The organism is Enterobacter cloacae complex sp. SHL020 (genome assembly GCF_049236945.1).
In the GTDB taxonomy this organism is placed as follows: Bacteria; Pseudomonadota; Gammaproteobacteria; order Enterobacterales; family Enterobacteriaceae; genus Enterobacter; species Enterobacter dykesii.
In genome coordinates this window covers 269,168-292,806 of sequence record NZ_JBMKJF010000001.1, presented here as the reverse complement: position 1 = coordinate 292,806, position 23,639 = coordinate 269,168, and the positions used below count along the sequence as shown (strand labels likewise).

At 59.0% G+C, this 23,639-nt stretch carries 22 protein-coding genes; 13 read left to right on the top strand and 9 right to left on the bottom strand.

Annotation, left to right across the window (positions count from 1 at the left end; genetic code table 11):
• Nucleotides 1–15 precede the first annotated feature (15 nt).
• From ACOTZB_RS01385 to ACOTZB_RS01360, 6 genes are all read right to left on the bottom strand, one after another.
• Entirely contained in the window at nucleotides 16–1,422 is a 1,407-nt protein-coding gene (locus ACOTZB_RS01385; RefSeq protein ID WP_421626300.1) for a sucrose-6-phosphate hydrolase, read from the bottom strand.
• On the bottom strand, nucleotides 1,422–2,792 hold the full coding sequence (locus ACOTZB_RS01380) for a sucrose-specific PTS transporter subunit IIBC (RefSeq protein WP_008501693.1): 1,371 nt from the start codon (nucleotides 2,790–2,792) through the stop codon (nucleotides 1,422–1,424). The genes ACOTZB_RS01385 and ACOTZB_RS01380 overlap by 1 nt, the downstream gene beginning before the upstream one ends.
• A gap of 66 nt (nucleotides 2,793–2,858) precedes the next feature.
• Entirely contained in the window at nucleotides 2,859–4,376 is a 1,518-nt protein-coding gene (locus tag ACOTZB_RS01375) for a carbohydrate porin (RefSeq protein WP_421626299.1), read from the bottom strand.
• 172 nt (nucleotides 4,377–4,548) lie between these two features.
• Nucleotides 4,549–5,439, bottom strand: a complete 891-nt coding sequence (locus ACOTZB_RS01370; RefSeq protein ID WP_421626298.1) for an aminoimidazole riboside kinase — start codon at nucleotides 5,437–5,439, stop codon at nucleotides 4,549–4,551.
• Between the two features lie 88 nt (nucleotides 5,440–5,527).
• Nucleotides 5,528–6,739 (bottom strand): diguanylate phosphodiesterase, encoded by a 1,212-nt coding sequence (locus tag ACOTZB_RS01365; protein WP_193806994.1) that lies wholly within the window; start codon nucleotides 6,737–6,739, stop codon nucleotides 5,528–5,530.
• A gap of 93 nt (nucleotides 6,740–6,832) precedes the next feature.
• The gene (locus ACOTZB_RS01360) at nucleotides 6,833–8,314 is read right to left on the bottom strand and encodes an alpha/beta hydrolase (RefSeq protein WP_421626297.1); all 1,482 of its coding nucleotides are present in this window, start codon (nucleotides 8,312–8,314) and stop codon (nucleotides 6,833–6,835) included.
• 266 nt (nucleotides 8,315–8,580) lie between these two features.
• On the opposite strand from ACOTZB_RS01360, the gene ACOTZB_RS01355 reads away from it, so the two are divergent.
• From ACOTZB_RS01355 to ACOTZB_RS01325, 7 genes are read left to right on the top strand one after another with little or no spacing between them, the layout of a single operon-like run.
• Complete coding sequence (locus tag ACOTZB_RS01355) at nucleotides 8,581–9,435, top strand: MurR/RpiR family transcriptional regulator (RefSeq protein WP_063142718.1); 855 nt, start codon at nucleotides 8,581–8,583, stop codon at nucleotides 9,433–9,435.
• 12 nt (nucleotides 9,436–9,447) lie between these two features.
• Nucleotides 9,448–10,023, top strand: coding sequence for a D-alanyl-D-alanine dipeptidase (gene ddpX / locus ACOTZB_RS01350; protein WP_058840950.1), 576 nt, complete (start codon nucleotides 9,448–9,450; stop codon nucleotides 10,021–10,023).
• Between the two features lie 15 nt (nucleotides 10,024–10,038).
• Nucleotides 10,039–11,571 (top strand): ABC transporter substrate-binding protein, encoded by a 1,533-nt coding sequence (locus ACOTZB_RS01345; protein WP_421626296.1) that lies wholly within the window; start codon nucleotides 10,039–10,041, stop codon nucleotides 11,569–11,571.
• Between the two features lie 22 nt (nucleotides 11,572–11,593).
• On the top strand, nucleotides 11,594–12,616 hold the full coding sequence (locus ACOTZB_RS01340) for an ABC transporter permease (RefSeq protein ID WP_033145620.1): 1,023 nt from the start codon (nucleotides 11,594–11,596) through the stop codon (nucleotides 12,614–12,616).
• Nucleotides 12,613–13,506 (top strand): D,D-dipeptide ABC transporter permease, encoded by an 894-nt coding sequence (ddpC, locus tag ACOTZB_RS01335; RefSeq protein WP_421626295.1) that lies wholly within the window; start codon nucleotides 12,613–12,615, stop codon nucleotides 13,504–13,506. The genes ACOTZB_RS01340 and ddpC overlap by 4 nt, the downstream gene beginning before the upstream one ends.
• Nucleotides 13,506–14,492: an ABC transporter ATP-binding protein gene (locus ACOTZB_RS01330; protein ID WP_421626294.1), complete on the top strand. Its 987-nt coding sequence runs from the start codon at nucleotides 13,506–13,508 to the stop codon at nucleotides 14,490–14,492. Before ddpC ends, ACOTZB_RS01330 begins: the two co-directional genes overlap by 1 nt.
• Nucleotides 14,485–15,414, top strand: coding sequence for an oligopeptide/dipeptide ABC transporter ATP-binding protein (locus ACOTZB_RS01325; RefSeq protein WP_421626293.1), 930 nt, complete (start codon nucleotides 14,485–14,487; stop codon nucleotides 15,412–15,414). Before ACOTZB_RS01330 ends, ACOTZB_RS01325 begins: the two co-directional genes overlap by 8 nt.
• On the opposite strand, the gene ACOTZB_RS01320 is transcribed toward ACOTZB_RS01325, so the two are convergent.
• Nucleotides 15,411–16,160 carry an SDR family NAD(P)-dependent oxidoreductase gene (locus ACOTZB_RS01320; protein ID WP_421626292.1) on the bottom strand — a complete coding sequence of 250 codons (750 nt, stop codon included), beginning with the start codon at nucleotides 16,158–16,160 and terminating at the stop codon, nucleotides 15,411–15,413. The genes ACOTZB_RS01325 and ACOTZB_RS01320 overlap by 4 nt on opposite strands.
• Nucleotides 16,161–16,293: 133 nt before the next feature.
• Here ACOTZB_RS01320 and ACOTZB_RS01315 point away from each other — a divergent pair, with 133 nt between their 5' ends.
• Nucleotides 16,294–17,199 (top strand): LysR family transcriptional regulator, encoded by a 906-nt coding sequence (locus ACOTZB_RS01315; RefSeq protein ID WP_045356126.1) that lies wholly within the window; start codon nucleotides 16,294–16,296, stop codon nucleotides 17,197–17,199.
• A gap of 23 nt (nucleotides 17,200–17,222) precedes the next feature.
• Here ACOTZB_RS01315 and ACOTZB_RS01310 read toward each other — a convergent pair whose 3' ends face one another.
• Complete coding sequence (locus tag ACOTZB_RS01310) at nucleotides 17,223–17,651, bottom strand: OsmC family protein (RefSeq protein WP_023311893.1); 429 nt, start codon at nucleotides 17,649–17,651, stop codon at nucleotides 17,223–17,225.
• Nucleotides 17,652–17,767: 116 nt separating this feature from the next.
• Here ACOTZB_RS01310 and ACOTZB_RS01305 point away from each other — a divergent pair, with 116 nt between their 5' ends.
• A complete protein-coding gene (locus ACOTZB_RS01305) occupies nucleotides 17,768–18,727 on the top strand; it encodes a hypothetical protein (protein WP_421626291.1) in 960 nt (319 codons plus the stop codon).
• A 7-nt stretch (nucleotides 18,728–18,734) separates the two neighbouring features.
• Here the strand turns inward: ACOTZB_RS01305 and ACOTZB_RS01300 are convergent, their stop codons facing one another.
• The gene (locus tag ACOTZB_RS01300; RefSeq protein WP_421626290.1) at nucleotides 18,735–19,610 is read right to left on the bottom strand and encodes a LysR family transcriptional regulator; all 876 of its coding nucleotides are present in this window, start codon (nucleotides 19,608–19,610) and stop codon (nucleotides 18,735–18,737) included.
• A 110-nt stretch (nucleotides 19,611–19,720) separates the two neighbouring features.
• On the opposite strand from ACOTZB_RS01300, the gene ACOTZB_RS01295 reads away from it, so the two are divergent.
• From ACOTZB_RS01295 to ACOTZB_RS01280, 4 genes are all read left to right on the top strand, one after another.
• Nucleotides 19,721–20,572, top strand: coding sequence for a Vmh family MBL fold metallo-hydrolase (locus ACOTZB_RS01295; RefSeq protein ID WP_421626289.1), 852 nt, complete (start codon nucleotides 19,721–19,723; stop codon nucleotides 20,570–20,572).
• A gap of 232 nt (nucleotides 20,573–20,804) precedes the next feature.
• Nucleotides 20,805–21,020: a biofilm-dependent modulation protein gene (gene bdm / locus ACOTZB_RS01290; protein ID WP_013096534.1), complete on the top strand. Its 216-nt coding sequence runs from the start codon at nucleotides 20,805–20,807 to the stop codon at nucleotides 21,018–21,020.
• A 95-nt stretch (nucleotides 21,021–21,115) separates the two neighbouring features.
• Complete coding sequence (gene sra, locus ACOTZB_RS01285) at nucleotides 21,116–21,253, top strand: stationary-phase-induced ribosome-associated protein (RefSeq protein WP_421626288.1); 138 nt, start codon at nucleotides 21,116–21,118, stop codon at nucleotides 21,251–21,253.
• 176 nt (nucleotides 21,254–21,429) lie between these two features.
• Nucleotides 21,430–23,127 (top strand): NAD-dependent malic enzyme, encoded by a 1,698-nt coding sequence (locus ACOTZB_RS01280; protein WP_023311897.1) that lies wholly within the window; start codon nucleotides 21,430–21,432, stop codon nucleotides 23,125–23,127.
• Nucleotides 23,128–23,639: the final 512 nt, after the last annotated feature.

The window sequence follows — 23,639 nt, the reverse complement described above, 5'->3', positions numbered from 1 at the left end:
CGGCTGCCAAAACCCTCATTCTATCATGCAGGCGCGCAGCGACCAGTAGCGTAATGTGATATCGGACGCACCTTCGAATCGCACCCGGGCCGGATGGTCAGGAAAATAGCGGCTGCTCATCACCCCTTCACCGTGATTGATGAAAATTTCAATACTGGAGCGGTCGCAGAGAACGCGCAAATGGCTGACCTCGCCCTGCCAGTATCGGGTCAGCGTTTCACCGGTTTTCAGGCTCGCGCGCTCCAGGCGTATACCCTGCTCATCGACAGTGAGGCGCAGCGTGCCGCCAAAATCGACACTCACCTGCGATGCGCTCAGCTCAAACTCCAGGCGCGTCGCGTCCAGGTCCGGCGCCTCGCTGGCGCGCCCCTGCCAGCGCTGCTCATCTTCACGCAGCGCCGCCAGCTCGCGCGCCGGGGTCTGCCAGAGCCTGCCGTCTCGGTAGCGTAATTCACGCGGACAGGTCATCTGGTGCATCCAGCCGTGCGTCCGGGTTGGCTGAAGCATCTCTTCCCCGTCCGGTACGCCCATCCAGCCGATCAGAATGCGTCGGCCGTCTTCAGCCAGCGTGGTTTGCGGGGCGTAAAACTCAAAGCCCGCGTCCAGCTCGTGCAGCTCGCCGTGATCGAATGCGACGTTTTCATAGTCAAACGCCCCGCTCATCCAGGTGGCCGGATAGGTGTTGAGATAGCGATGCGGCTCGCGCGCCAGCCCCTGCGGACAGCTGATTAAGATGTGCGTTCCGTCGAGCGCGAACAGGTCTGGGCACTCCCACATATACCCTGCGTCCGTCAGGCCGTTAACCCCGTGACCGGCGATTTCCCCGCGGGACGCCCAGGCGTGCAGATCGGCTGACTTAAACAGCAGCACCTTGCCGCGCTTTTGCACATCCTGCGCGCCGAGCACCATGTACCACTCCCCGTCGTGCTGCCACACCTTTGGGTCGCGCACGTGGCCGGTGTAGCCTTCCGGCAGCGCCAGCACCGGCCCCAGTTTCGTAAAGGTTCCGTCCGGCTGTTCTACGGCCAGACACTGCCAGGCGGTGCGGCTGCCGTCATCAAACTTGACGTTGCCGGTGTAGCAAAGCGTCAGGACGCCGTGGTTGTCCACGGCGCTACCGGAGTAGCAGCCGTTGCGGTCATACTCTTCATCCGGCATCAGCGCCAGCGGCTCATGCTGCCAGTGCACCAGGTCCGCAGAGCTCCAGTGCCCCCAGCATTTAAACCGATGCTCGCAGTCCAGCGGGTTCCACTGATAGAACAGGTGATATCGGCCGGCAAACCAGATAAACCCGTTGGGATCGTTCATCAACCCCGTAGCCGGCGCGGGATGCCACTGCGGATAGTGACTATCCGCAAGCGCCCGCGGCTGACCTTTCATAACGGCCTGCAGGATCGCAGGCCAGCGGGAAGGTAACGTCATTATTCAGAGTCCGTTTTATATTTCAGCAGCAGTGAGACGGTAAACGCCACGCCGAAGGCAATCACCATACCGATAATATAGTTGAGCAGCGAGCTGGCCTGCACGATGGCCATGCCCGGAATAGCGGTCAACCCAACGGCGGTCATGTAAACATGGACAGATACCACCCAGGCCCCGCCCACCGCGCCGCCGATCAGCGCGGCGATAAACGGCTTCACGAAGCGCAGGTTGATACCAAAAATGGCCGCTTCGGTGATGCCCAGCATCGCAGAAAACGCCGACGGTAAGGTAATGGCTTTGATTTTGGCATCTTTGGTTTTGAACCACACCGCCAGACAGGCGCCGCCCTGCGCCACGTTCGCCATGGCCCAGATTGGCAGCAGGAAGTTCACGCCAATCGACGGGTTACCCAGCAGCCCGGCTTCAATCGCGTGGAAGCTGTGGTGAATACCGGTGATCACAATCACCGAGTAAAGCCCGCCGAACAGCAGCCCGGCCAGCCAGCCCGCGTGGGCGATCAGCGTGCTAAGAATAAAGGAGATACCATCACCTAAGGCGCGCCCCGCCGGGCCAATAATCAGCAAGGCGATAAAGCCGGAGATAACGACGGTGAGGAACGGCGTCAGGATCAGGTCTAACGCATCCGGGATCGCGCGGCGCAGGTTTTTCTCCACGATGCTCATAAACCAGACGGCCAGCAGCACCGGGAATACCGTGCCCTGATAGCCAATCATCGCGATCTCAAGGCCGAAGAAGTTCATGGTGTGGAAGCCCGACGCCACGCCCCAGGCGTTGGTCAGCGCCGGGTGGGTCAGAATGCCGCCCAGCGTCGCGCCGAGATACGGGTTACCGCCAAATTCCCGCGCGGCGGTAAAGCCGATCAGAATAGGCAGAATGATAAACGCCGCGGAGCTGCACATGTCCAGCATGATGTAGAGAGCGTTATCCGCATTGACCCAGCCGTAGGTTTTCACCATGCCGAGCAGGCCCATCAGCAGGCCGGATGCCACAATCGCGGGAATGATCGGGACAAAGATGTTGGAGAGCAGACGGGCAATGCGCTGGAACGGGTTCAGCTTGCGCGCCGCCAGATCTGCGGCCTCAGATTTACTGGATTCGCTAATCCCCGCCGCCTGAATAAACGCGGCGTAGACCTTGTTGACCACGCCCGTGCCAAAAATCACCTGCATCTGGCCGGCGTTACGAAAACAGCCTTTTACGCCGTCGACCTTACCGATCGCCTGCTGATCGGCAAGCGCGTCATCGACCAGCACCAGACGAAGACGCGTTGCGCAGTGCGCCGCGCTGGCGATATTTTCCTTGCCACCGAGCAGCGGAATAAGCTCGCGGGCGATTTGATTAAAATCCATAGATACCTCTGCCTGACTTCTTTTTATGATGTGCGAAACGCTCCCGCCGGGCGGGAGCGTGATGGGTTAAAACCAGGTTTCCATCTGGACCCCAAAGTTCCATTCCCCGCCGGCGTTGAAGCCGCTGCTGCCAAAGGCATCATCGCTGGCGTAATTATCCAGTTTGCTGCTCCAGTCCATCCAGGTGGCAAACAGGCGCAGCTCCGGACGGCTGAAGAAATCGCCGATTTTGCTCGCTTTTAACGTTGGAGCAAAGGTCAGCTTGTAGAAACTGCCGTTGACGGCGTTCCGGTCCTTGTAACCTTCCGGATTTAAATCCATGTACTGATAGCTGCCCTCAAACGCCAGCGCGAAGTTCTGCGTCACCTCTTTAATCAGGCGGGTGTTGAGCGTTACCCACTCATAGCTATCGCCCTTGACGTAGCGATCTTTACTGCTCTGCGCCAGGACGGCGGGCGCAACGCTCCAGCCGCCGCCGATTGGCGTGACACCGTAACTTGCGAAGCGCCAGGTATCCGCCTCAGAGAGCAGCGCGCCGTCGGAACCGATGCTTTTCACTTCCGCACCCAGCCCGTGACCGTACAGCAGCGCCGTTTTGGCGGTCCCTTCCCGCAGGCCGTAGAAGCTCTCGTTATGTAACCCGACCAGGGCATGAACACCGGTATTGGCGGCATCGGTTTTGATGAGATCGCCGTTGGTGTCTTTACGGTCGTCGTTATCCTTCGCCCGCAGGCCGCTCACCATCAGCTGGAACGGTCCGGCGAAGTGGTTCATGCTGAGGATATAGTTCTGAACGTTATTGTCGGTCTGCTCCACGCTGCCGAAGTTGCGGCCGTAGATGGAGAAGTTGCTGCGCAGCGAATCGTTCCACTTCACGTCGTAGACGCCGCCGCCGGTACCGGCCAGGAACACCACGTCGGAATCCAGCCAGTGAATGTCAAAGTTGTCGCGGTCGAAGCGTTTACCCGCCCAGAAGGTGCTGCCCTTCAGCGCGCCGGTAAAATCAGGCAGGTTGCCCAGCTCCGCGAAGGCCTGGCGAATATTGAGATCGCTGGTATCGGCTGACCAGTCGTTATAGGTTCTCTGACCGTCGGCGAGCATCGCCTTAAAGCGCGTGGTCGCCCCGTTATCCAGAGTTTGTTTGTGCTCCAGGTTCAGCTCGACGTAGGTGTCGGCTTCGTTACCCAGACGCCCTACCGCACCGCCGGTTTCACCGGCCGGGGTCAGATAAGGACCGCTTTTGCTGCTGGAGGCCGCATCGTTCATCAGCAGGCCCGAGCGGGCGTAGCCGTGGAACTCAAACCCGCCGGTCTGATCCGCCTTCTTTTCCAGCTCGGTGGTGCGCTGCGCCACCGCCTGGGTTGTCGTTTGCGCCTGCTGCTGGGCGGCAACCAGCTGCTGCGTTTTTTGTTCCGCATCCGTGGCGCGCTTCTCAGCCACCTGCGCACGCGTTTCCGCCGCCTGGAGGCGCTGCTCCATCGCGGCAAGTCGCGCTTCGATACTTGTCATATCCGTTTGGGCAAAAACAGAGGTACTTCCGGCCAGCATGCCTATCATCACGGCAAGTCTGCGTTTTTTATACATTTTGTCGCATCCCTAAAAGAAGTCATTAAACGTGCTAAATTGCTAAACCGGTTTAGGTTGCTGATACTAAACCTCTGAATTTTGTATCGGCAATCTTTTTTGCTAAACCGTTTTAGTAAGTGTGATCGAGGCGACAATTCAGGCCGCCGGATGGCGGCCAGGAGAGGAAAAATTACAGGTCGTGCTGCCAGGGCAATGCAGTCATCGCCCCTTTGGCCGTGGTGGCTAATGCGCCGCAGCGCTGGGCAAGCGCGATGACCGGCGTCAGGTCCTGTCCGGCGGCCAGCCCGTAAAGCAGCCCGGCAACGAAGGCGTCGCCCGCGCCGGTGGTATCGACACACTCTACGGGCGTAGCCGGATAGTGTTTTACGGTACCCTGATGCCAGGCGATCACGCCCTCCTTGCCCTGGGTGACCAGCACCAGACGCGCCGGACAGCGCGCCATCAGCGCATGCAGACCGACGTTTACCTCGAGATTTCCGGTTAAAAACGCCAGCTCTTCGACGGAGAGTTTCACCACGTCGGCGCTCTGCAGGGCCTGCTCCAGGCAGCGACGCAGCTCGTTCTCATCCGGCCAGAGATCCGGGCGAATATTGGGGTCGAAGCTGACGTAACCGCCCGCCTCGCGAACGACGGCCATCGCCTCAAACGTCGTAGAACGGCTCGGCTCTGCGCTTAACGCGATGGAACAGACGTGTAGCCATTCCCCGGCGCTGAACGTCGGCAGATCGGCAGATTCGAGAAACAGATCGGCGCTCGGGCGCACCATAAAGGTAAACGAGCGTTCGCCGTGGTCGTCGAGATCGACCACCACCGTTGATGTGCGGTGCGCCGGGTCAAGGCGCATAGACTTCACGTCGACCTTTTCGTCAGCGAGAGTTTTCGCCATAAAGCGCCCGAAGGGATCGTCGCCAACCCTGCCGATAAAGGCGCTCTGGCCGCCCAGCCGGGCAATACCGACCGCAACGTTTGCCGGTGCGCCGCCGGGACACTGCAGCAATCTGCCTTCTCCATCGGGCAGCAAATCTACCACCGCATCGCCAAGTACCCAGATTTTTTTCATGTGATCCTCGTAGCTAAACAATGTTAAACCGTTTTAGCTATTTAAGCACAGGCAGGACGAAGGGGAAATAACGCGGGAGGAAAATTGGCTAACGCACCAGATGCGGCCAGTGAATATCACCGACGCCATTAAGCTGCGGACGGGCAAACAGAAAGCCCTGGAAGCGGCGGATACCGGCAGATTCCAGCCAGCACCACTCCTCTATCTTCTCGATCCCTTCGGCCACCAGGGTAATTTCGAGGTCCGAGCAACAGCTGATGATGGAGCGCACAATCGCCTGCTTAGGGCCGCTCAGGTGGATATTGCTGACAATTTCGCGGTCGATTTTAATTTTGTCCGGCTGAAAGCGAGTCAGCAGCGAAAGACCGGCATAGCCGGAACCGAAATCATCGATTGCCAGGCCAACGCCCTCGCCGCGAAGCTGCTTGATAGCGCTGTTGAACTGGTTAAGCCCGGATATCATCTCGTTTTCAGTCACTTCAATGACCACCTGCTCCGGCTGAAGGCCATGCAGTTTAATCTGCTCGACAAGAAATTCCACTGCGCCAGGAACATTCACCAGCGACATCGGCAGCAGGTTTACCGCAATTTTATGGCTGCCAATACCCAGTTTTTTTGCCAGCGCAAAGGCATACGCTTTCGTCTGGAGATCGACTTCGTAAATTTTGTCCGGATCGAGGGTGCTGAAGAAATGCTCAGGGCTGCCGCCGTCGTTGCCGCGGATGAGGGCTTCAAGAGAGCTGATCTTCCCTTCAGAGGGCTCAACGATGGGCTGGAGTGCGAACTGACAGGTTTGATTCGCCATCAGACCCAGACTCGCGCCAAAGGGTGACGCCTCCGACGAAAGCGACCATTTTTCTGGAGCGTAGCGTGCTCCCGACGGGGATGGGCGTCTGCCCGTAATAAATGTCTGAATGAATTTGAACACCCGATCGTCGGAGGTCAGATAGCTGTCCAGCTTGCTGTAATGCAGAACCGACTGCAGCACCTCTTTCGGTGACTGGGTTTGGAGATCGAATAGCAGCATACCGACGTTTTCGAACCGTCTTCGCGGGCCATAGTCCCGCAGGAGTTCAACCACCCCACTGTGCCGCTTGTCATCCCGAATTTTATGAAACAGCGTAACCACGCTCTCTTCCGACCCTTCGAGGATTTGAAGCACATCATTGCCTTTTGCGAGCAGAACTCCGGTGATGCTCAGGTTGGCATTGCGGATCCGGGCGCGCTCTACCAGCTCCCGCAGCTCGGTGGAGGGGCGGGATAAATTCAACTGGCTTCGGTAAATCAGCGTGGTCAGCACAAAAAAGGGTTCCGGAGTGAGAAAGGTGCCTTAAAGCTACTGTTTAACATACTTTATCAATGCGACCTAACATATTCACACTAAAAGGGAACGTTACCTTTCCGCGTCCCCAATGTGACTGTCTATCCTCTCCTGCATATAGTCGTAGAACGGATTCGAGGTGACGCGCATCAGCGCCTCTTTGCCGACGCTCAACACGGACGTTTCGCCCCAAAGCGCAATCGTCCCCAGGCTGATACCGTAGCGGTTTTTCACACCAGGCTCACGGCCATAGAGATCGTCATCCGGCGGGAACGGCACCGCTACGTGCGACAGCGAATAGACATCCTGCGGCCAGGCCTGCGCAAGCGGCACGACCGTCTCCCGGGTGCTGCCGGCCGGGGTGATTTTCGCCACCGTCGAGAAGCTGTGTGCGTCCGAATTGGTAATAATCGTGACACCGTAACGCTTCTGCGCAACCGACAGCAGCGCCGAAGTGGCTGTCCATGACGACGGTTTGAACAGCGGACGGAAGCTCGCCGCCTGATTGATGTCAAACACCACCAGCTCGCTGCCGTTTGCCGGAAGCTGGTCAAACAGGCCGGTCACCACCGCGCGGGTGCTGACCGTAGAATCCATGACCGACTGGAACGCCAGGATCGGCGGCAAATTCGCCAGCCTGTTCTCCCGCGCCTCGCGGCCAATTTGCTCCTGCAGGGCCTTCGTCAGAAGCCATGACTGGCGGGCGGCGTTCACCGGGAACGAATTATATTTGTACGGATTATATTCCGGAGAAATATTCAGCCACGCCGCTTTGGCAAACGCCGGCAGCAGCGCCGGTAGCCCGGCGAAACCGGCGAACCGCGCAAAGGCCGTCACGCCGATCATCGGTGAGAGCAGGATCACCTGCTGCGGTCGACGAAGCGCAGGCGCGTCCAGCGCATCGAGGGCATATTTCATCGCCAGCGCCCCGCCGTTGGAGTAGCCCACCAGATGCAGAGGCGCAGCCTCGCCCGCCAGACGCGTGGCTTCCCGCACCGCAAGACGCGTCGCCGCGAGCCACATCTCCCAGTCGACGTCCGTCAGCGCGCCGGGCGCGGTGCCGTGACCGGGCAGGCGCGGGACCACCGCGACAAAACCGCGTTGCTGATAGTTCACCGCAAGCCGCCGGACGCTGTAGGGCGAGTCCGTCAAACCGTGCAGCAGCACTACCGCGCCGCGGGGCTTTCCGGCAGGCATCAGCACAAAGGAGCGGTTGGCATCGGGCGTAAACTGTCCCGGCCACACCAGGCTCTGGCGGTAATAGCGGTTTAGCGGCGTGCGCTCTTCGCCCTCTGTTTTCGCCGTCACCGCATTATCAAGATCGGCGAAAATAGCGTTTTCCCGTGCGATATACCCGGCAAAATTGGCGTTATCCATCTCGCGCACGGACATCTCATCGGCCCGCCAGGTATGCCACAGGTGCAGTTCCGGCCCCTGCTGGGAGAGATACGCCCGCACCGCCAGCAGGACGACCAGGACGATCCCGACGACCATCCCTGTTTTCTTTGCAAGCGCCACCAGGCGCACGCTGATTCGCCAGGGCAAATTCGCCATGCCGCGATCCCTTTAATATTCACAGTACATCTATCTTATCAAAAATGTGAACGCCCTGACGGATTCACTAAATTCATACCTGCCTGCTCAGCCGGTGCACCAAAAGTGAACTACGCTGCACAAATGTTGATCATTGGTTAAACAAATATTGCATGAAGTTTACTGCACAGCGGGTTTTATCCGCCCTGTGAACATGGCACGCGTCATGCATTGTTAACCCGGTAACAAAAATTCAGCCATTGACAGCCTGTTAACAGCGAGGCGGTATGACGACGAAACCTGAGATGTTGAGCCGTATCGAAGCGACGTTCAGCCAGCTCACGCCCAGCGAAAAGCGGGTCGGAAGCTGGCTGCTGGCGCACGCCGCGCAAATCCCGTTTGAAACGGCTGAGAGCGTCGGTCAGGCGAGCGGGACCAGCGGAATTACCGTCGGACGCTTCCTGCGCAAGCTGGGGTATCGCAACCTGGAAGATGCCAAAAAAAGCCTGCGCGATCCGTACCAGCCCTGGGGCATGAACGAGCGGCTGGACTCCTGGCAGCAGCAGCGCCCCCTTTCAAGCCGACTTCAGCACGCCCTGTCGCTGGAAGTGGATGCCATCACGCAGGTGTACCAGCTGGCGCAAACGGACGCCTTCCGTCAGGTGGTGCACAACCTCGCCCACGCCGACGCGGTGTTTGTGCTGGGGATCCAGTCCACGCGCGGGATTGCCAACGCCTTCTTCAGCCACCTCGAGTACCTCCGCCCGCGCGTGAGCTATTCGGAGGGGGCTTCCGGCAGCTGGGTTGAATCCCTGAACTCGGGGTTTTCGCACCCGTACGTTGTGCTGACCGATACGCGCACCTACTCCTCGATGGCCCGCCAGTACTGCCGCGTCGCGAGCGAGAAAGGCATTCCGCTGGCCTTAATCACCGACATCTGGTGCCCGTGGGCGCGGGATTACCCAATTGATTTACTGCAGGTGAAAACCGATACCGGTCATTTCTGGGATTCACTTGCCCCCGTGAGCTGCCTGTTCAACCTGCTGCTGTCGGGTGTGGCGGAAGCGCTGGGTGATGCGCTCCCGGCACGACTGGCGGTCAACCGACAATTGCAACAAGAGTTTGGTCAATTCGAACGCTAAAGGAGCGGAGCTATGCCCGAAGAGAGTGAACTGATTGATGTGGCGAAGACGTTTCCCATGCTGCATATCGATCTGAAGTACGCCACCGCCGACAACATCACCGGCCGGCCGATCTATCAGGAGGCGCTGTGCCTGCTGCATACCGACGCGGCAACCGCGCTGGCAAAAGCCATCAGCATCGCCTCCCTGGCCGGGCTGAAGCTGGTGGTCTACGACGCCTATCGGCCGCAGCAGGCGCAGGCTCAGCTGTGGGATGCCTGCCCGAACCCGGAATACGTGGTCGACGTGGCGATTGGCTCCAATCACAGCCGCGGTACGGCCATCGACGTCACCCTGATGGATGAACATAACGCCGTACTGGATATGGGTGCCGGTTTTGACGAAATGCACGACCGCTCGCATCCGTATCACCCTTCCGTGCCGCCGCACGCCCAGCGCAACCGTCTGCTGTTGAACGCCATCATGTTCGGCGGTGGTTTTGTCGGTATCAGCAGCGAATGGTGGCACTTTGAACTGCCGAACGCCGCCAGCTACCCGCTGCTTGACGACCGTTTTGCCTGTTTTCCCCTGACGCACACTTCTCTCTAAACCTGGAGCACTGCCATGAAAACATCGCTTCTCTCGACGCTGATCGCCGCCACGCTGGCCCTGAGCGCACCGCTGGCGCTGGCTGCCGTCCCGAAAGATATGCTGGCGATCGGTAAAGCCGCCGACCCGCAAACGCTCGATCCTGCCATCACTATTGATAACAACGACTGGACCGTCACCTATCCGTCCTACCAGCGTCTGGTCAAGTACAAGCCAGGCTCTACCGAGGTGGAGGGCGATCTGTCGACGGGCTGGAAGGCGTCTGAAGACCAGAAAGAGTGGACCTTTACCCTGGCGGATAACGCCAAATTCTCCGACGGCACGCCGGTCACCGCCGAGGCGGTAAAACTCTCCTTTGAGCGCCTGCTGAAGCTCAGCCAGGGGCCGTCTGAAGCCTTCCCGAAAGACCTTAAAATTGATTTCGTCGATGACCATACGGTGAAGTTCACCCTCAGCCAGCCTTTCGCGCCGTTCCTCTACACGCTGGCAAACGACGGGGCGTCCATCATTAACCCGACGGCGCTGAAGGCCAACGCGGCGGACGATGCGCGCGGTTTTCTGGCGCAAAACACCGCCGGTTCCGGGCCGTTTATGCTGAAAAGCTGGCAGAAAGGCCAGCAGCTGATTCTGGTCCCTAACCCCCACTGGCAGGGTGAAAAGCCGCACTTTAAGCGCGTTTCGGTGAAAATTATCGGTGAGAGCGCCTCGCGCCGACTGCAGCTTTCCCGCGGCGATCTTGACATTGCCGACTCCCTGCCGGTCGATCAGCTCGCAGCGCTGAAGCAGGAAGGCAAAGTCGCCGTCGCGGAATACCCGTCCCTGCGCGTGACTTACCTCTATCTCAACAACAGCAAAGCGCCGCTCAATCAGGTGGATTTACGCCGGGCCATTTCCTGGGCGACGGATTACCAGGGCATGGTGAAAGGTATTCTGAGCGGCAACGGCAAGCAGATGCGCGGCCCGATCCCGGAAGGCATGTGGGGCTATGACGCCACGGCAATGCAGTACAGCTTTGACGAGGCCAAAGCCAAAGCCGCGCTGGAGAAGGTCAAAGACAAACCCGCCAGCCTGACCTTCCTCTACTCGGATAACGATCCGAACTGGGAGCCTATCGCCCTCTCCACTCAGGCCAGCCTCGGCAAGATTGGCATTAGCGTCAAGCTGGAAAAACTGGCGAATGCCACCATGCGCGACCGCGTCGGAAAAGGCGATTACGACATTGCCATCGGCAACTGGAGCCCGGACTTTGCCGACCCGTACATGTTCATGAACTACTGGTTCGAATCGGACAAAAAAGGGCTGCCGGGCAACCGCTCGTTCTATGAGAACAAAGAGGTTGATTCCCTGCTGCAGGCCGCGCTGAAAACCACCGACCAGGTGGAACGCACCAAAGATTACCAGCAGGCGCAAAAGGTGGTCATCGACGAGGCGGCCTACGTTTATCTGTTCCAGAAAAACTACCAGCTGGCGATGAACAAAGAGGTCAAAGGCTTCACCTTTAATCCAATGCTCGAGCAGGTGTTCAACATCGCCACCATGAGCAAGTAACCGTTTCGCCGGGGGAAAGCGTATGACGTTCTGGAGCATCGTGCGCCAGCGCTGCTGGGGGTTAATCCTGGTGGTGGCCGGTGTCTGTATTATCACCTTTATTATTTCACACCTGATCCCCGGCGATCCGGCCCGTCTGCTGGCCGGCGACCGCGCCAGCGACGAAATCGTGCAGAACATCCGCCAGCAGCTAGGGCTGGACCAGCCCCTGTATGTTCAGTTTGGCCGCTACGTGGACGCCCTGGCCCACGGTGATTTAGGCACGTCCATCCGTACCGGACGCCCGGTCGCGGAAGACCTGAAGGCCTTTTTCCCCGCCACGCTGGAGCTGGCCTTTTGTTCTCTGCTGCTGGCGCTGGTCATCGGCGTGCCGCTGGGGATTTTGTCGGCGGTGTACCGCAACCGCTGGCTGGATCACCTGGTGCGTTTAATGGCGATGACCGGGATCTCCACGCCGGCCTTCTGGCTCGGGCTGGGCGTCATCGTGCTGTTCTACGGGCACCTGCAGATCCTCCCGGGCGGCGGCAGGCTGGACGACTGGCTCGATCCGCCGACGCACGTCACCGGCTTTTATCTGCTGGACGCGCTGCTGGAGGGCAACGGTGAGGTCTTTTTCAACGCGCTTCAGCACCTGATTTTACCCTCGCTGACGCTGGCGTTTGTTCACCTGGGGATCGTGGCGCGCCAGGTCCGTTCGGCGATGCTGGAGCAGCTCAGCGAGGACTACATCCGTACCGCGCGCGCCAGCGGCCTGCCCGGCTGGTACATCGTCCTGCGCTACGCCCTGCCGAATGCGATGATCCCGTCAATTACCGTGCTCGGGCTGGCGCTGGGCGATCTGCTTTACGGCGCCGTGCTGACCGAAACCGTCTTTGCCTGGCCGGGCATGGGCGCCTGGGTGGTGACGTCCATCCAGGCGCTCGATTTCCCTGCCGTGATGGGCTTTGCCGTCGTCGTTTCGCTGGCCTACGTGCTGGTTAATCTGGTGGTCGATCTGCTTTATCTGTGGATTGACCCGCGAATCGGGCGCGGAGGTGCCGAATGATGTTAACGCAGGAAACGCCCGTCCCGGCTAAAACCGCCGGACAACGCATCAACTGGGCAAAGCTGTTCTGGATGCTGCGTCAAAGCCCGCTCACCATCGTTGGCGGCGTCATTATGATTGCGATGCTCTTTCTGATGGTGGCCTCACCGTGGATCGTGCCGCATGACCCGAACGCGCTGGATTTGACCGCACGCCTGCAGGCGCCGTCTGCGCAACACTGGTTTGGTACCGATGAGGTGGGACGCGATCTGTTCAGCCGCGTGCTGGCGGGCAGCCAGCAGTCGATTACCGCCGGGCTGGCGGTGGTGGCGATTGCGGGCGGCATTGGCTCACTGCTGGGCTGTTTTTCCGGCGTACTGGGCGGGCGCGGAGACGCCGTCATCATGCGGGTGATGGACATTATGCTCTCTATTCCTTCCCTGGTGCTGACCATGGCGCTGGCCGCCGCGCTCGGTCCGAGCCTGTTCAACGCCATGCTGGCGATTGCGATTGTCCGCATCCCGTTTTACGTCCGCCTGGCGCGCGGGCAAACCCTGGTGGTGCGCCAGTTTACCTACGTCCAGGCCGCCCGCACCTTTGGCGCGTCCCGCTGGCATTTGATCCGCTGGCATATCCTGCGCAACGCCCTGCCGCCGCTGATCGTGCAGGCTTCGCTGGACATCGGCAGCGCCATTCTGATGGCCGCCACGCTGGGATTTATCGGCCTGGGCGCGCAGCAGCCGACCGCCGAATGGGGCGCGATGGTGGCCGTCGGCCGTAACTACGTTCTGGACCAGTGGTGGTACTGCGCGTTTCCCGGTGCGGCGATTTTGATAACCGCCGTGGGCTTTAACCTGTTTGGCGACGGTATCCGCGATCTGCTGGACCCGAAATCGGGAGGGAAACAGTAATGACCGAATCGGTACTGAGTATTGAAGACCTGCACCTGAGCTTCCCGATTTTTCGCGGTGAGGTCCACGCGCTGAACCACGTCTCGCTGGAGATCGGCAGGGGCGAAATCGTCGGCGTGGTGGGCGAGTCGGGTTCGGGTAAATCCGTGACCGCCATGCTCGCCATGCGGCTGCTGCCGGAAGGGAGCTACCGTATTCATCATGGACAGGTGAAATTACTCGGCGAAAACGTCCTGACGGCGTCCGAGAAGCAGCTTCGCCAGTGGCGCGGTGCGCGAGTGGCGATGATTTTTCAGGAGCCCATGACCGCCCTCAACCCGACGCGGCGGATTGGCAAACAGATGGTGGAGGTGATCCGCCAGCATCAGCCGCTTTCGCGGCGCGAGGCGCAGCAGAAGGCGATTGCCCTGCTGGAAGAGATGCAAATCCCGGACGCGAAGCAGGTCATGGAGCGTTATCCGTTTGAACTCTCCGGCGGCATGCGCCAGCGGGTGATGATCGCCCTTGCCTTCTCCTGCGAGCCGGAGCTGATTATCGCCGACGAGCCGACCACCGCGCTGGACGTTACCGTCCAGCTCCAGGTGCTGCGCCTCCTGAAGCACAAGGCGCGGGCCAGCGGGACCTCGGTGTTGTTTATCAGCCACGATATGGCCGTGGTGTCGCAGCTCTGCGACAGGATGTACGTGATGTATGCCGGGAGCGTGATCGAGAGCGGTGCCACGCAAACGCTGATCCACCGACCCGTGCATCCCTACTCCATCGGCCTTCTGCGGTGCGCGCCGGAAAACGGCCAGCCGCGCGACCTGCTTCCCGCCATCCCCGGCACGGTGCCCAATCTCAGCCAGCTTCCGCAGGGATGCGCCTTCCGCGAGCGCTGCTTTGCCGCCGGGGCGAAATGCAGCGAAACGCCGCGCTTACAGCCCAATGGCGCAGAAGGCCAACAGGCTGCCTGCTGGTATCCGCAACGGGAGAAACACCATGACTGATGTACTGCTGGAACTGGATAGCGTGCACGTGAACTTTGCGGCGCGCAAAAACTGGCTGGGCCGCGTAACGGAACAGGTCCATGCCCTCAACGGGCTCGATCTCCAGATCCGCCGGGGGGAAACCCTCGGCATTGTCGGGGAATCCGGCTGCGGGAAAAGCACGCTGGCCCAGCTGCTGATGGGCATGCTTAAGCCCAGCACCGGCGCGTGCCAGCGGGCGCACCACGCGGGCGGCATGCAGATGGTGTTTCAGGATCCGCTCTCGTCGCTCGACCCGCGATTGCCGGTCTGGCGCATCATCACCGAGCCTGTGTGGGTGCAAAAACGCAGCAGCGAGCGCGCGCGCCGCCAGCTGGCTGAAAACCTGGCGCTGCAGGTTGGCATTCGCCCGGAATATCTCGACAGGCTTCCGCACGCCTTCTCCGGCGGGCAGCGCCAGCGCATTGCCATCGCCCGGGCGCTCTCGTCCGACCCCGATATTATCGTGCTTGATGAACCCACCAGCGCGCTGGATATCTCCGTGCAGGCGCAGATCCTCAACCTGCTGGTGACCCTGCAACGGCAGCGTAATCTGACCTACGTGTTAATCTCGCATAACGTCTCGGTGGTCAGACACATGAGCGACCGCGTGGCGGTGATGTACCTCGGGCAGATTGTGGAGCTGGGCAGCGCCGCGCAGGTGCTTGGCGAGCCGCGCCATCCCTATACCCGTCTGCTGCTCGACTCGGTTCCCCGCACCGGTGAACCGCTGGATGAAAATCTGGCGTTACGCAAAACGGAGCTTCCCGGCAACCGTCACCTGCCCGAGGGCTGTTTTTTCCGCGACCGTTGTCCGATGGCAACGCAGGGGTGTGAACGTCCCCAGCCGCTACAGCCCTCACGCGAGGGCCGTAACGTCCGCTGCTGGCGCAGTCTGGATTAGATTTGCGCCATTCCGCCGTCCACAAACAGCTCGATGGCGTTAATAAAGCTGGCCGCGTCGGAGGCCAGAAACGCCACCGCTTTACCCACCTCGCCCGGCGCGCCTAAACGCCCCAGCGGTACCTGGGCGGCCAGCGCGTCGTACAGCCCCTGACGGTGTTCTTCCGGCACCAGATCGCCGAGACCTGGCGTTTTGATCGGGCCCGGGCTCACCACGTTGACGCGGATCCCGCGGCCCTGCAAATCCAGCGCCCAGGAGCGGGCAAAGTTGCGCACGGCGGCCTTGCTGGCGCTGTAGACGCTGAAGTTGGCCGTCCCTTTAACGGAGACCGTCGAGCCGGTCAGAATAATCGACGATCCGGCGGAGAGCAGCGGCAGCGCCTTCTGCACCGTGAACAGCACTCCGCGGACGTTGGTGCCAAAAATCCGGTCAAACTGCTCTTCGGTGATCGCGCCCAGCGGCAGCATATCGCCGCCACCGGCATTGGCGAACAGGATATCAAGACGGCCTTCATCTTTGGCTATCCGGGCATAAACCTCATCCAGATCGGCAAGCTTTGAAACGTCCGCGCGAATGCCCACGGCGTCAGAAGCAATCCCTGCTACCGCCGCGTCAAGTTCGGCCTGACGACGACCGGTGATGTACACCTTCGCGCCCTGCGCCGCCAGCTCCTGCGCCGTGGCAAGACCAATACCGGTGCTGCCGCCGGTGACCAGTGCGATTTTTCCTGAGAGAGTCGTGTTCATGTCATTTACCTTTTGTTGGGTTTGTGGTGAGCGCTTTCGCTCGCGTTGAACAAACTTTAGCCCTTGCGGCATTAGTGAAAAACAGGCAAAAATGAAAATGACTATTCACATACAGAAATAATCAGAGGTCATCATGGACCAGCTCATGGCGATGCGCGCCTTTACGCGGGTCGTGGAGTCCGGCAGCTTTACCCGCGCGGCGGACTCGCTGAATATGCCGATCGCCACGCTGAGCAAGCTGGTCAAATCGCTTGAGTCGCACCTGGAGATACGTCTTTTGCACCGCACCACTCGCCGGGTGGTCGCGACGCCTGAAGGGATGGAATACTATGAAAAAGCGCTCAGGGTGCTGATTGATATCGAAGATATCGACACTTCGTTTCGCGTTTCCCGCGCGACGCCAAAAGGGCATTTGCGGGTTGACGTGGGCGGCTCCACCGCCCGGGACGTGCTCATTCCCCTGCTTCCGGAATTTATGCAGCGCTACCCTGAGATCCGCATCGACCTTGGCGTGGCCGACCGGCCGGTCGATCTCATCAGCGGTAACGTAGACTGCGTGATCCGCGGCGGTCCGCTGGACGACTCAACCCTCATCGCCCGTCATCTCGGTAACGCCGAAATGGTCACCTGCGCGACGCCGGGTTACCTGAAAAATCACGGCGTCCCGGCCTATCCGCAGGAGCTGCGCAACGGCCACAAGCTGATTAGCTATCTCTCGCCCGTCACCGGACGGCCGTTTCCGTTTCGCTTCCGGCAGAACGGCGAGGCGCTGGAAATCAACATTCCGCACTATCTCGGCGTCAATGAAAGTAATGCCCATCTGGCGGCTGCCGCGGCGGGGCTGGGGATCGTTCAAACCTTTGAGTATTCGGCAAAGGCGTATTTGCAAGCGGGAACGCTGGCGGCGATCCTGGGCGGCTGGCGCCCTGCCGCGTATCCGTTTCATGTGGTTTACCCGCAGAACCGGCATTTGACGCACAGACTGAAGGTATTTATCGCCTGGCTGGCGGAGGTGTTCCCCGCCGCGCTGAAGGGGTAGCCGGGCGCAAACCCGGCTGCGGCTTAATTAAGCTTATAGTCCAGCGTAATCTCAGCTTTCAGGAGCTGCGAGACCGGACAGCCCGCTTTTGCTTTCTGAATAATGCCGTCGAACTGCTGCGGGGCGATGCCTGGAACGGTCACCTTGCTTTTCAGGGCAACCTTAGTGATGGCAAAGCCGCCGTCGGTTTTATCCAGAGAGACGTCCGCCGTGGTATCAATGGAATCGGCGGTATAACCCGCTTCGCCGAGCATCAGCGACAGCGCCATCGAGAAACAGGCCGCGTGTGCCGCGCCAATCAGCTCTTCGGGGTTGGTCCCCTTTTCGCCCTCAAAGCGGGTATTGAAACCATAAGGCTGCTGATTGAGAACGCCGCTCTCGGTGGAAACCGTTCCTTTTCCGCGCTTAATGTCGCCAGACCAGTGTGCCGAACCGTGCTTATGAATAGTCATTCTTGCTCTCCTTTTGGCTTACAAAGGGTTAAGTATAGACTACGCATCTGCCCCACCCTGGAACACAGACAATTCCGGGACTTTCACCTGCTGTACCGACAAAAAAGGATAATGATATGGCGCTAAAAATAAGGATGGCCGTTGCCGTCACCACGCTGGCTCTGTCGCTGACTTCACTGGCGAAAACGCCGGAGAACTTTATCTATACCAGCTCGGGCGATCTCGACGCGGCGTTTCCGCTCGTTTCGCGAAGCGATATCGGCGGCGTGCAGATCGTTTACAACTGGCGCCTGCTGGAACCCGAGAAGGACAGCTATGACTTCTCGCGGATTGATCAGGATCTGGCGCGCGTTAAGGCCGCCGGAAAAAAGCTCTTTATTCAAATCCAGGATCGTTTCTTTGAGCCGGACGCCCGCTACGTGCCGGACTATCTGATGCACGACACGCAGTACGGTGGCGGGATTGCGCCGCAGTTCGATAACCCCGGCGAAGGCAAGCCGGTCGGTTCAGGATGGGTGGCGCGTCAGTGGGATCCTGCCGTGCGCCAGCGCTACCAGGCGCTGCTGGCCGCCCTCGCGAAACGCTTTGACGGCGAGGTGTATGGGGTAAACCTGCCCGAAACCGCCATCGATCTCGACGAAAAAAATCCGCCCGCCGGATTTACCTGCGACAGCTATTTCGCGGGTGAAATGGAAAACCTGGCCTTTGCGCGAAAGGCTTTTCAGAAATCACACGTGGTGCAGTACGTGAACTTCTGGCCGTGCGAATGGGATAACGACCACAACTACATGGGGCGTCTGTTTGCGTACGCCAGCGCTAACAATATCGGCCTGGGCGGGCCGGACATTGTTCCCAACCGCAAGGCCCACATGAAGAATGCCTATCCCTTCTTCCATAAAAATAAACAGACGCTGCCGCTCATCGCCATGGCGGTTCAGGAGCCGACTCTGACCTATAAGGATCCTCAGACCGGAAAACCGTTCACCAAAGCGGAATTTGTCCGCTTCGGCGAGAGTTATCTCGGTGCCGATATTATTTTCTGGAGCACGACGTCTCCCTGGCTAAAGGTGAGGTAATGCCTTCTTATGCCAGGTAGCGCGACAGTTCGTCAAGGAATACGCGCAGCGCGGCAGGCTGGTATTCCCGGGACTGATAAATGCCATGGATGGCAAGCGGTTTCGGCTCAAGCGCCTCCAGCACCGGCACCAGCAATCCCTGTTCCAGCGCGGCAGACGCTTCGCGCTCCGGCAGCATGGCAATACCGCAGTGCTTGATCGCCGCGTCCATCAACAGTGAAGAGATGCTGGCGCTCAGGTTGCCGCTGACGGCCACGCTCAGGCTTTCCCCTTCCGGCGTCAGAAAGTGCCAGGACTGCCCGGCAAAAAAGCTGTAGTGCAGGCAGTTGTGCTGCGCTAACTCTTCGGGGCTGACGGGGGTACCGTGCTGTGCCAGATACGCCGGCGAGGCGCAGAGCACCGAGCGACATTCCCCCAGCCGGCGGGCAATCATGCCGGGTTCGGGGTTGTCGGTAATGCGCACGGCGACATCAATGCGCTCTCCCACCAGGCTGACCGGGTGGTTGTTCACGTCCAGCTCGATGCGCAGCTGCGGGTAGCGCGAGAGCAGCTCAGGCAGGATCGGCGCAATCAGGTGCATGGCGGTAAAATGGGCGCAGGCCACCCGCAGCGTGCCGGACGGCAGATCCTTCTCCGACTGGCCCTCGATTTCCTGCGAAATCTGCGAGAGCGTCCGGGTTTTTTGCAGCACCTTTTCCCCTGCCGCGGTCAGCGTCAGCTTGCGCGTGGAGCGGTTTACCAGCCGCGTACCCGCCCACTTCTCCATTTGTTCCAGGTAGCGGCTCACCATCGGCCGGGAAATGCCCAGCGCGCGCGCCGCCGCGCTCAAACTTCCCAGCTCGCATATCCGGTTGTAGACCTGAGCGGCAATAACGCGATCCATAAAAGCTCCATCTGCTCGATTTATGAAACTAAGCATGTCTTGTTTCAGGAATTCTGGCAAATGCGAATATCCGTACAATAGACACATTCCTGAACAACTGAGACAACAGCATGAAACTCACTCATATTGCCCTGCTTTCCACCCTTTTCGCTCCGGCTGCTTTTGCCGCGCCGTTAACCATTGATACCTGGAACCCGCAGGAAAAAGGCATTTTCCCGGTCTCCTCCACGCTGGTTTCCGGCCCGAAAGAGGCGGTGCTGTTTGACGCGCAGTTCAGCGTGAAGGATGGCGAAGCGCTGGTAGAAAAAATCCGCCGCAGCGGTAAAACCCTGAATAAAATTGTGATCACCTCCGGCGATCCGGATTTCTATTTTGGCCTGCAGCCGCTGGTCAAAGCCTTCCCGAATGCCAAAGTGGTGGCCACGCAGCATGTGGTTGACCATATTAAAGCCACCAAAGACGCCAAGCTCGCCTTCTGGGGGCCGCAGATGAAGGACGGCGCGCCAACGGAGCTGGTCGTCCCGCAGGTACTTACCTCCACCACGTTCATGGTTGACGGGGAAAAGGTCGACATCGAACAGCCAGACAGCTATGCGGCCTACGTGTGGATCCCGTCGGCAAAAACGATCCTCGGCGGCACCGGGGTGGCCTGGGGTATTCACGTCTGGACGGCAGACACCCAGACGCCGGAAAGCCGCAAGCAGTGGCAGGAAACGCTGGAGAATATGGCCGCTCACAAACCTGAACGCGTGATCCCGGGTCACTACCTGGGCACCCCACCAGCGGGCACTGGCGCGATTGATTTTACCCGCGACTATCTGCAGCGCTTTGAAAAGGCTTTAGCCGCGCATAAAGATTCCGCAGGCGTCATCAGCACCCTGAAAAAACAGTATCCAGGCCTGGCTGATGAGAGCTCGCTGGAATTAAGCGCCAAAGTGAATACTGGCGAAATGAAGTGGTAATTTAAAAACGGCTCCTGCTATATTTCCGCGATAGCAGGAGCCCCGCCAAAATATCCCCGCCGTTACCCGTCGATATAGCCACACCTTTTAAAAGCGCATAAAAGCATGCACTTATGTCATTTTTATTTCTAAGATGAATCTGAACCACAACCGGGAAAATATTTGCCATTCTGTTTATGAATTAAATTTTTTGCGAGCCGTACCATTAAACAGACAACGACACGGAGGCAGCATGTTTACTTATTACCCGGCTAATACTGCAGCAGCACAACCTGAACTCGTTAACGCGATTGCGCAGGGTCTTCACGCCGAGCACGGTGCTGTGACTGAAGATGACATTTTGATGGAACTGACCAAATGGGTGGAATCCACGGATAATGACATCCTCAGTGACATCTACCAGCAGACCATTAACTACGTCGTCAGCGGGCAAAACGCACCCTTGTAAAAACCTGCTAAGCTGGATCTGCAACCTAAGGGGTTACATTTCGTTTGCGTAAGCAAACTGGTCCTTAAAACTATCAACAGGATTGAGGAGTTAACATGAAATCGAACCGTCAGGCACGCCATATTCTGGGACTGAACTACAAGCTTTCCAATCAGCGTAAAGTGGTGATTGAAGGCGACCACGAAACGCAGGTCATTCACGCCACGGGCAGAAAACGCCACGCGGGCAAGTAAGTTCCAGACTGAGATCCAGAACACCATCGGTAATCCCGGTGGTGTTTTTGTTTTTGTGTTGCGGTAATTAATATTTAGCTCCTTTATAATACCGTCGGACCGCACCCCATCGCACAGGCCAGAAAGATGACAAACAGCAGTGTCAGGGACGGATCTTCATAAAAAGAGTGAGTGACATGGACAACAAACTGAAAAAACATCGTTCCTTATACATCCCATACGCCGGACCGGTTTTACTCGAATTCCCCCTGCTCAACAAAGGCAGCGCCTTCAGCATGGAAGAGCGCAGCAGCTTTAACCTGCTGGGTTTACTGCCCGAAGTGGTTGAAACCATTGAAGAACAGGCGGAGCGCGCGTGGATCCAGTATCAGGGTTTCAAAACCGAAATCGACAAGCACATCTACCTGCGCAACATTCAGGACACCAATGAAACCCTCTTCTATCGCCTGGTGCAGAACCATCTTGAAGAGATGATGCCGGTGATCTACACCCCGACGGTGGGTGCGGCCTGCGAGCGTTTCTCAGAGATCTACCGTCGTTCACGCGGGGTATTCATCTCCTATCAGAACCGTCACAACATGGACGATATTCTGCAGAACGTGCCGAACCACAATATCAAAGTGATTGTGGTGACCGACGGCGAACGTATTCTCGGCCTCGGCGACCAGGGCATTGGCGGGATGGGGATCCCAATCGGTAAGCTCTCACTCTACACCGCCTGCGGCGGCATCAGCCCGGCGTATACCCTGCCAGTAGTGCTGGACGTCGGCACCAACAACCAGCAGTTGCTGAACGATCCGCTGTATATGGGCTGGCGCCATCCGCGCATTACCGACGACGAGTACTACCAGTTTGTCGACGACTTCATCCAGGCCGTGAAGCACCGCTGGCCGGACGTTCTGCTGCAGTTTGAAGACTTCGCGCAGAAAAACGCGATGCCGCTGCTGAACCGCTATCGCGATGAGATCTGCTCCTTTAACGACGACATCCAGGGCACCGCGGCCGTGACCGTGGGTACGCTTATCGCCGCCAGCCGCGCAGCCGGCAGCCAGCTGAGCTACCAGAAAATCGTCTTCCTGGGCGCAGGCTCTGCGGGCTGCGGTATCGCCGAGCAGATTATCGCCCAGACGCAGCGCGAAGGCTTAAGCGAAGAGCTGGCCCGCTCCCGCGTCTTTATGGTTGACCGTTTCGGACTGCTGACCGACGCTATGCCGAACCTGCTGCCGTTCCAGAACAAGCTGGTGCAGAAGCGCGAGAACCTGAAAAACTGGGATACCGACAACGAAGTCCTTTCTCTGCTGGACGTGGTGCGCAACGTGAAGCCGGATATTCTGATCGGCGTTTCCGGGCAAACCGGCCTCTTCACCGAAGAGATTATTCGCGAGATGCACAAGCACTGCGAACGCCCTATCGTGATGCCGCTTTCCAACCCGACCTCCCGCGTGGAAGCGACGCCGCAGGACATCATCGCCTGGACCGAAGGTAACGCGCTGGTCGCCACCGGCAGCCCGTTCGACCCGGTGGTATGGAAGGATAAAACCTATCCGATTGCCCAGTGCAACAACTCTTACATCTTCCCGGGCATTGGTCTCGGCGTGATCGCCTCCGGCGCATCCCGCATTACCGATGAGATGCTGATGTCGGCGAGCGAAACCCTTGCGGGCTACTCGCCGCTGGTCAACAACGGTGAAGGGCTGGTGCTGCCGGAGCTGAAAGACATTCACAAGGTGTCGCGCGCTATCGCGTTTGCGGTAGGTAAAATGGCGCAGCAGCAGGGCGTGGCGGTGAAAACCTCTGCCGACGCGCTGCAGCAGGCCATCGACGACAACTTCTGGAAACCTGAATACCGTAGCTATCGCCGTACCTCGATTTAATTCTGCCTTCCGACCATTCCCTCTCCCTTTGGGAGAGGGAACCACAGTAATTTCTCTACCCGAAGCGATGGATCTTGCTTCCGGAAAATAGATGACTTACAGCGATACCCTGGTCCGGCTGTAAATCGCTGAGGCGTTTCCTGCAGGCCGGGGCGAGGCGCAGGGATGCGCCGAGAGGGCGGGCTTTACATGGACGTTGCCTCCGCCCGTCCCCGATAAGCCGGAAGGAATAAGCCGAGGGCACCGCGAAGCGGCGATTTACCGCCGGGAGCCCGGGTCGCCAGGGTGGTGGCGACTGAGCCACCCTGGCACGTTCACAGGTCATGTCGTTACAGAGTAGCAAGGAACATAAAGTGAACGGAATGACCACTACAGCCGTATGTTCCCCTCACCCTAACCCTCTCCCAAAGGGAGAGGGAATTAGATTCGCCCCCCACTAGCCAAACCCCTTTTCCCCCGCTACACTCCCTTCATCCATTAACCTACTGAATATATAAGGAGGCCAATTATGC

What these genes read in the sequence shown, in the direction of transcription:
- ACOTZB_RS01385 (WP_421626300.1), bottom strand. Translation starts at nt 1,422, where the DNA reads ATGACGTTACCTTCCCGCTGGCCTGCGATCCTGCAGGCCGTTATGAAA.
- ACOTZB_RS01380 (WP_008501693.1), bottom strand. Translation starts at nt 2,792, where the DNA reads ATGGATTTTAATCAAATCGCCCGCGAGCTTATTCCGCTGCTCGGTGGC.
- ACOTZB_RS01375 (WP_421626299.1), bottom strand. Translation starts at nt 4,376, where the DNA reads ATGTATAAAAAACGCAGACTTGCCGTGATGATAGGCATGCTGGCCGGA.
- ACOTZB_RS01370 (WP_421626298.1), bottom strand. Translation starts at nt 5,439, where the DNA reads ATGAAAAAAATCTGGGTACTTGGCGATGCGGTGGTAGATTTGCTGCCC.
- ACOTZB_RS01360 (WP_421626297.1), bottom strand. Translation starts at nt 8,314, where the DNA reads ATGGCGAATTTGCCCTGGCGAATCAGCGTGCGCCTGGTGGCGCTTGCA.
- ACOTZB_RS01355 (WP_063142718.1), top strand. Translation starts at nt 8,581, where the DNA reads ATGACGACGAAACCTGAGATGTTGAGCCGTATCGAAGCGACGTTCAGC.
- ddpX (WP_058840950.1), top strand. Translation starts at nt 9,448, where the DNA reads ATGCCCGAAGAGAGTGAACTGATTGATGTGGCGAAGACGTTTCCCATG.
- ACOTZB_RS01345 (WP_421626296.1), top strand. Translation starts at nt 10,039, where the DNA reads ATGAAAACATCGCTTCTCTCGACGCTGATCGCCGCCACGCTGGCCCTG.
- ACOTZB_RS01340 (WP_033145620.1), top strand. Translation starts at nt 11,594, where the DNA reads ATGACGTTCTGGAGCATCGTGCGCCAGCGCTGCTGGGGGTTAATCCTG.
- ddpC (WP_421626295.1), top strand. Translation starts at nt 12,613, where the DNA reads ATGATGTTAACGCAGGAAACGCCCGTCCCGGCTAAAACCGCCGGACAA.
- ACOTZB_RS01330 (WP_421626294.1), top strand. Translation starts at nt 13,506, where the DNA reads ATGACCGAATCGGTACTGAGTATTGAAGACCTGCACCTGAGCTTCCCG.
- ACOTZB_RS01325 (WP_421626293.1), top strand. Translation starts at nt 14,485, where the DNA reads ATGACTGATGTACTGCTGGAACTGGATAGCGTGCACGTGAACTTTGCG.
- ACOTZB_RS01320 (WP_421626292.1), bottom strand. Translation starts at nt 16,160, where the DNA reads ATGAACACGACTCTCTCAGGAAAAATCGCACTGGTCACCGGCGGCAGC.
- ACOTZB_RS01315 (WP_045356126.1), top strand. Translation starts at nt 16,294, where the DNA reads ATGGACCAGCTCATGGCGATGCGCGCCTTTACGCGGGTCGTGGAGTCC.
- ACOTZB_RS01310 (WP_023311893.1), bottom strand. Translation starts at nt 17,651, where the DNA reads ATGACTATTCATAAGCACGGTTCGGCACACTGGTCTGGCGACATTAAG.
- ACOTZB_RS01305 (WP_421626291.1), top strand. Translation starts at nt 17,768, where the DNA reads ATGGCGCTAAAAATAAGGATGGCCGTTGCCGTCACCACGCTGGCTCTG.
- ACOTZB_RS01300 (WP_421626290.1), bottom strand. Translation starts at nt 19,610, where the DNA reads ATGGATCGCGTTATTGCCGCTCAGGTCTACAACCGGATATGCGAGCTG.
- ACOTZB_RS01295 (WP_421626289.1), top strand. Translation starts at nt 19,721, where the DNA reads ATGAAACTCACTCATATTGCCCTGCTTTCCACCCTTTTCGCTCCGGCT.
- bdm (WP_013096534.1), top strand. Translation starts at nt 20,805, where the DNA reads ATGTTTACTTATTACCCGGCTAATACTGCAGCAGCACAACCTGAACTC.
- sra (WP_421626288.1), top strand. Translation starts at nt 21,116, where the DNA reads ATGAAATCGAACCGTCAGGCACGCCATATTCTGGGACTGAACTACAAG.
- ACOTZB_RS01280 (WP_023311897.1), top strand. Translation starts at nt 21,430, where the DNA reads ATGGACAACAAACTGAAAAAACATCGTTCCTTATACATCCCATACGCC.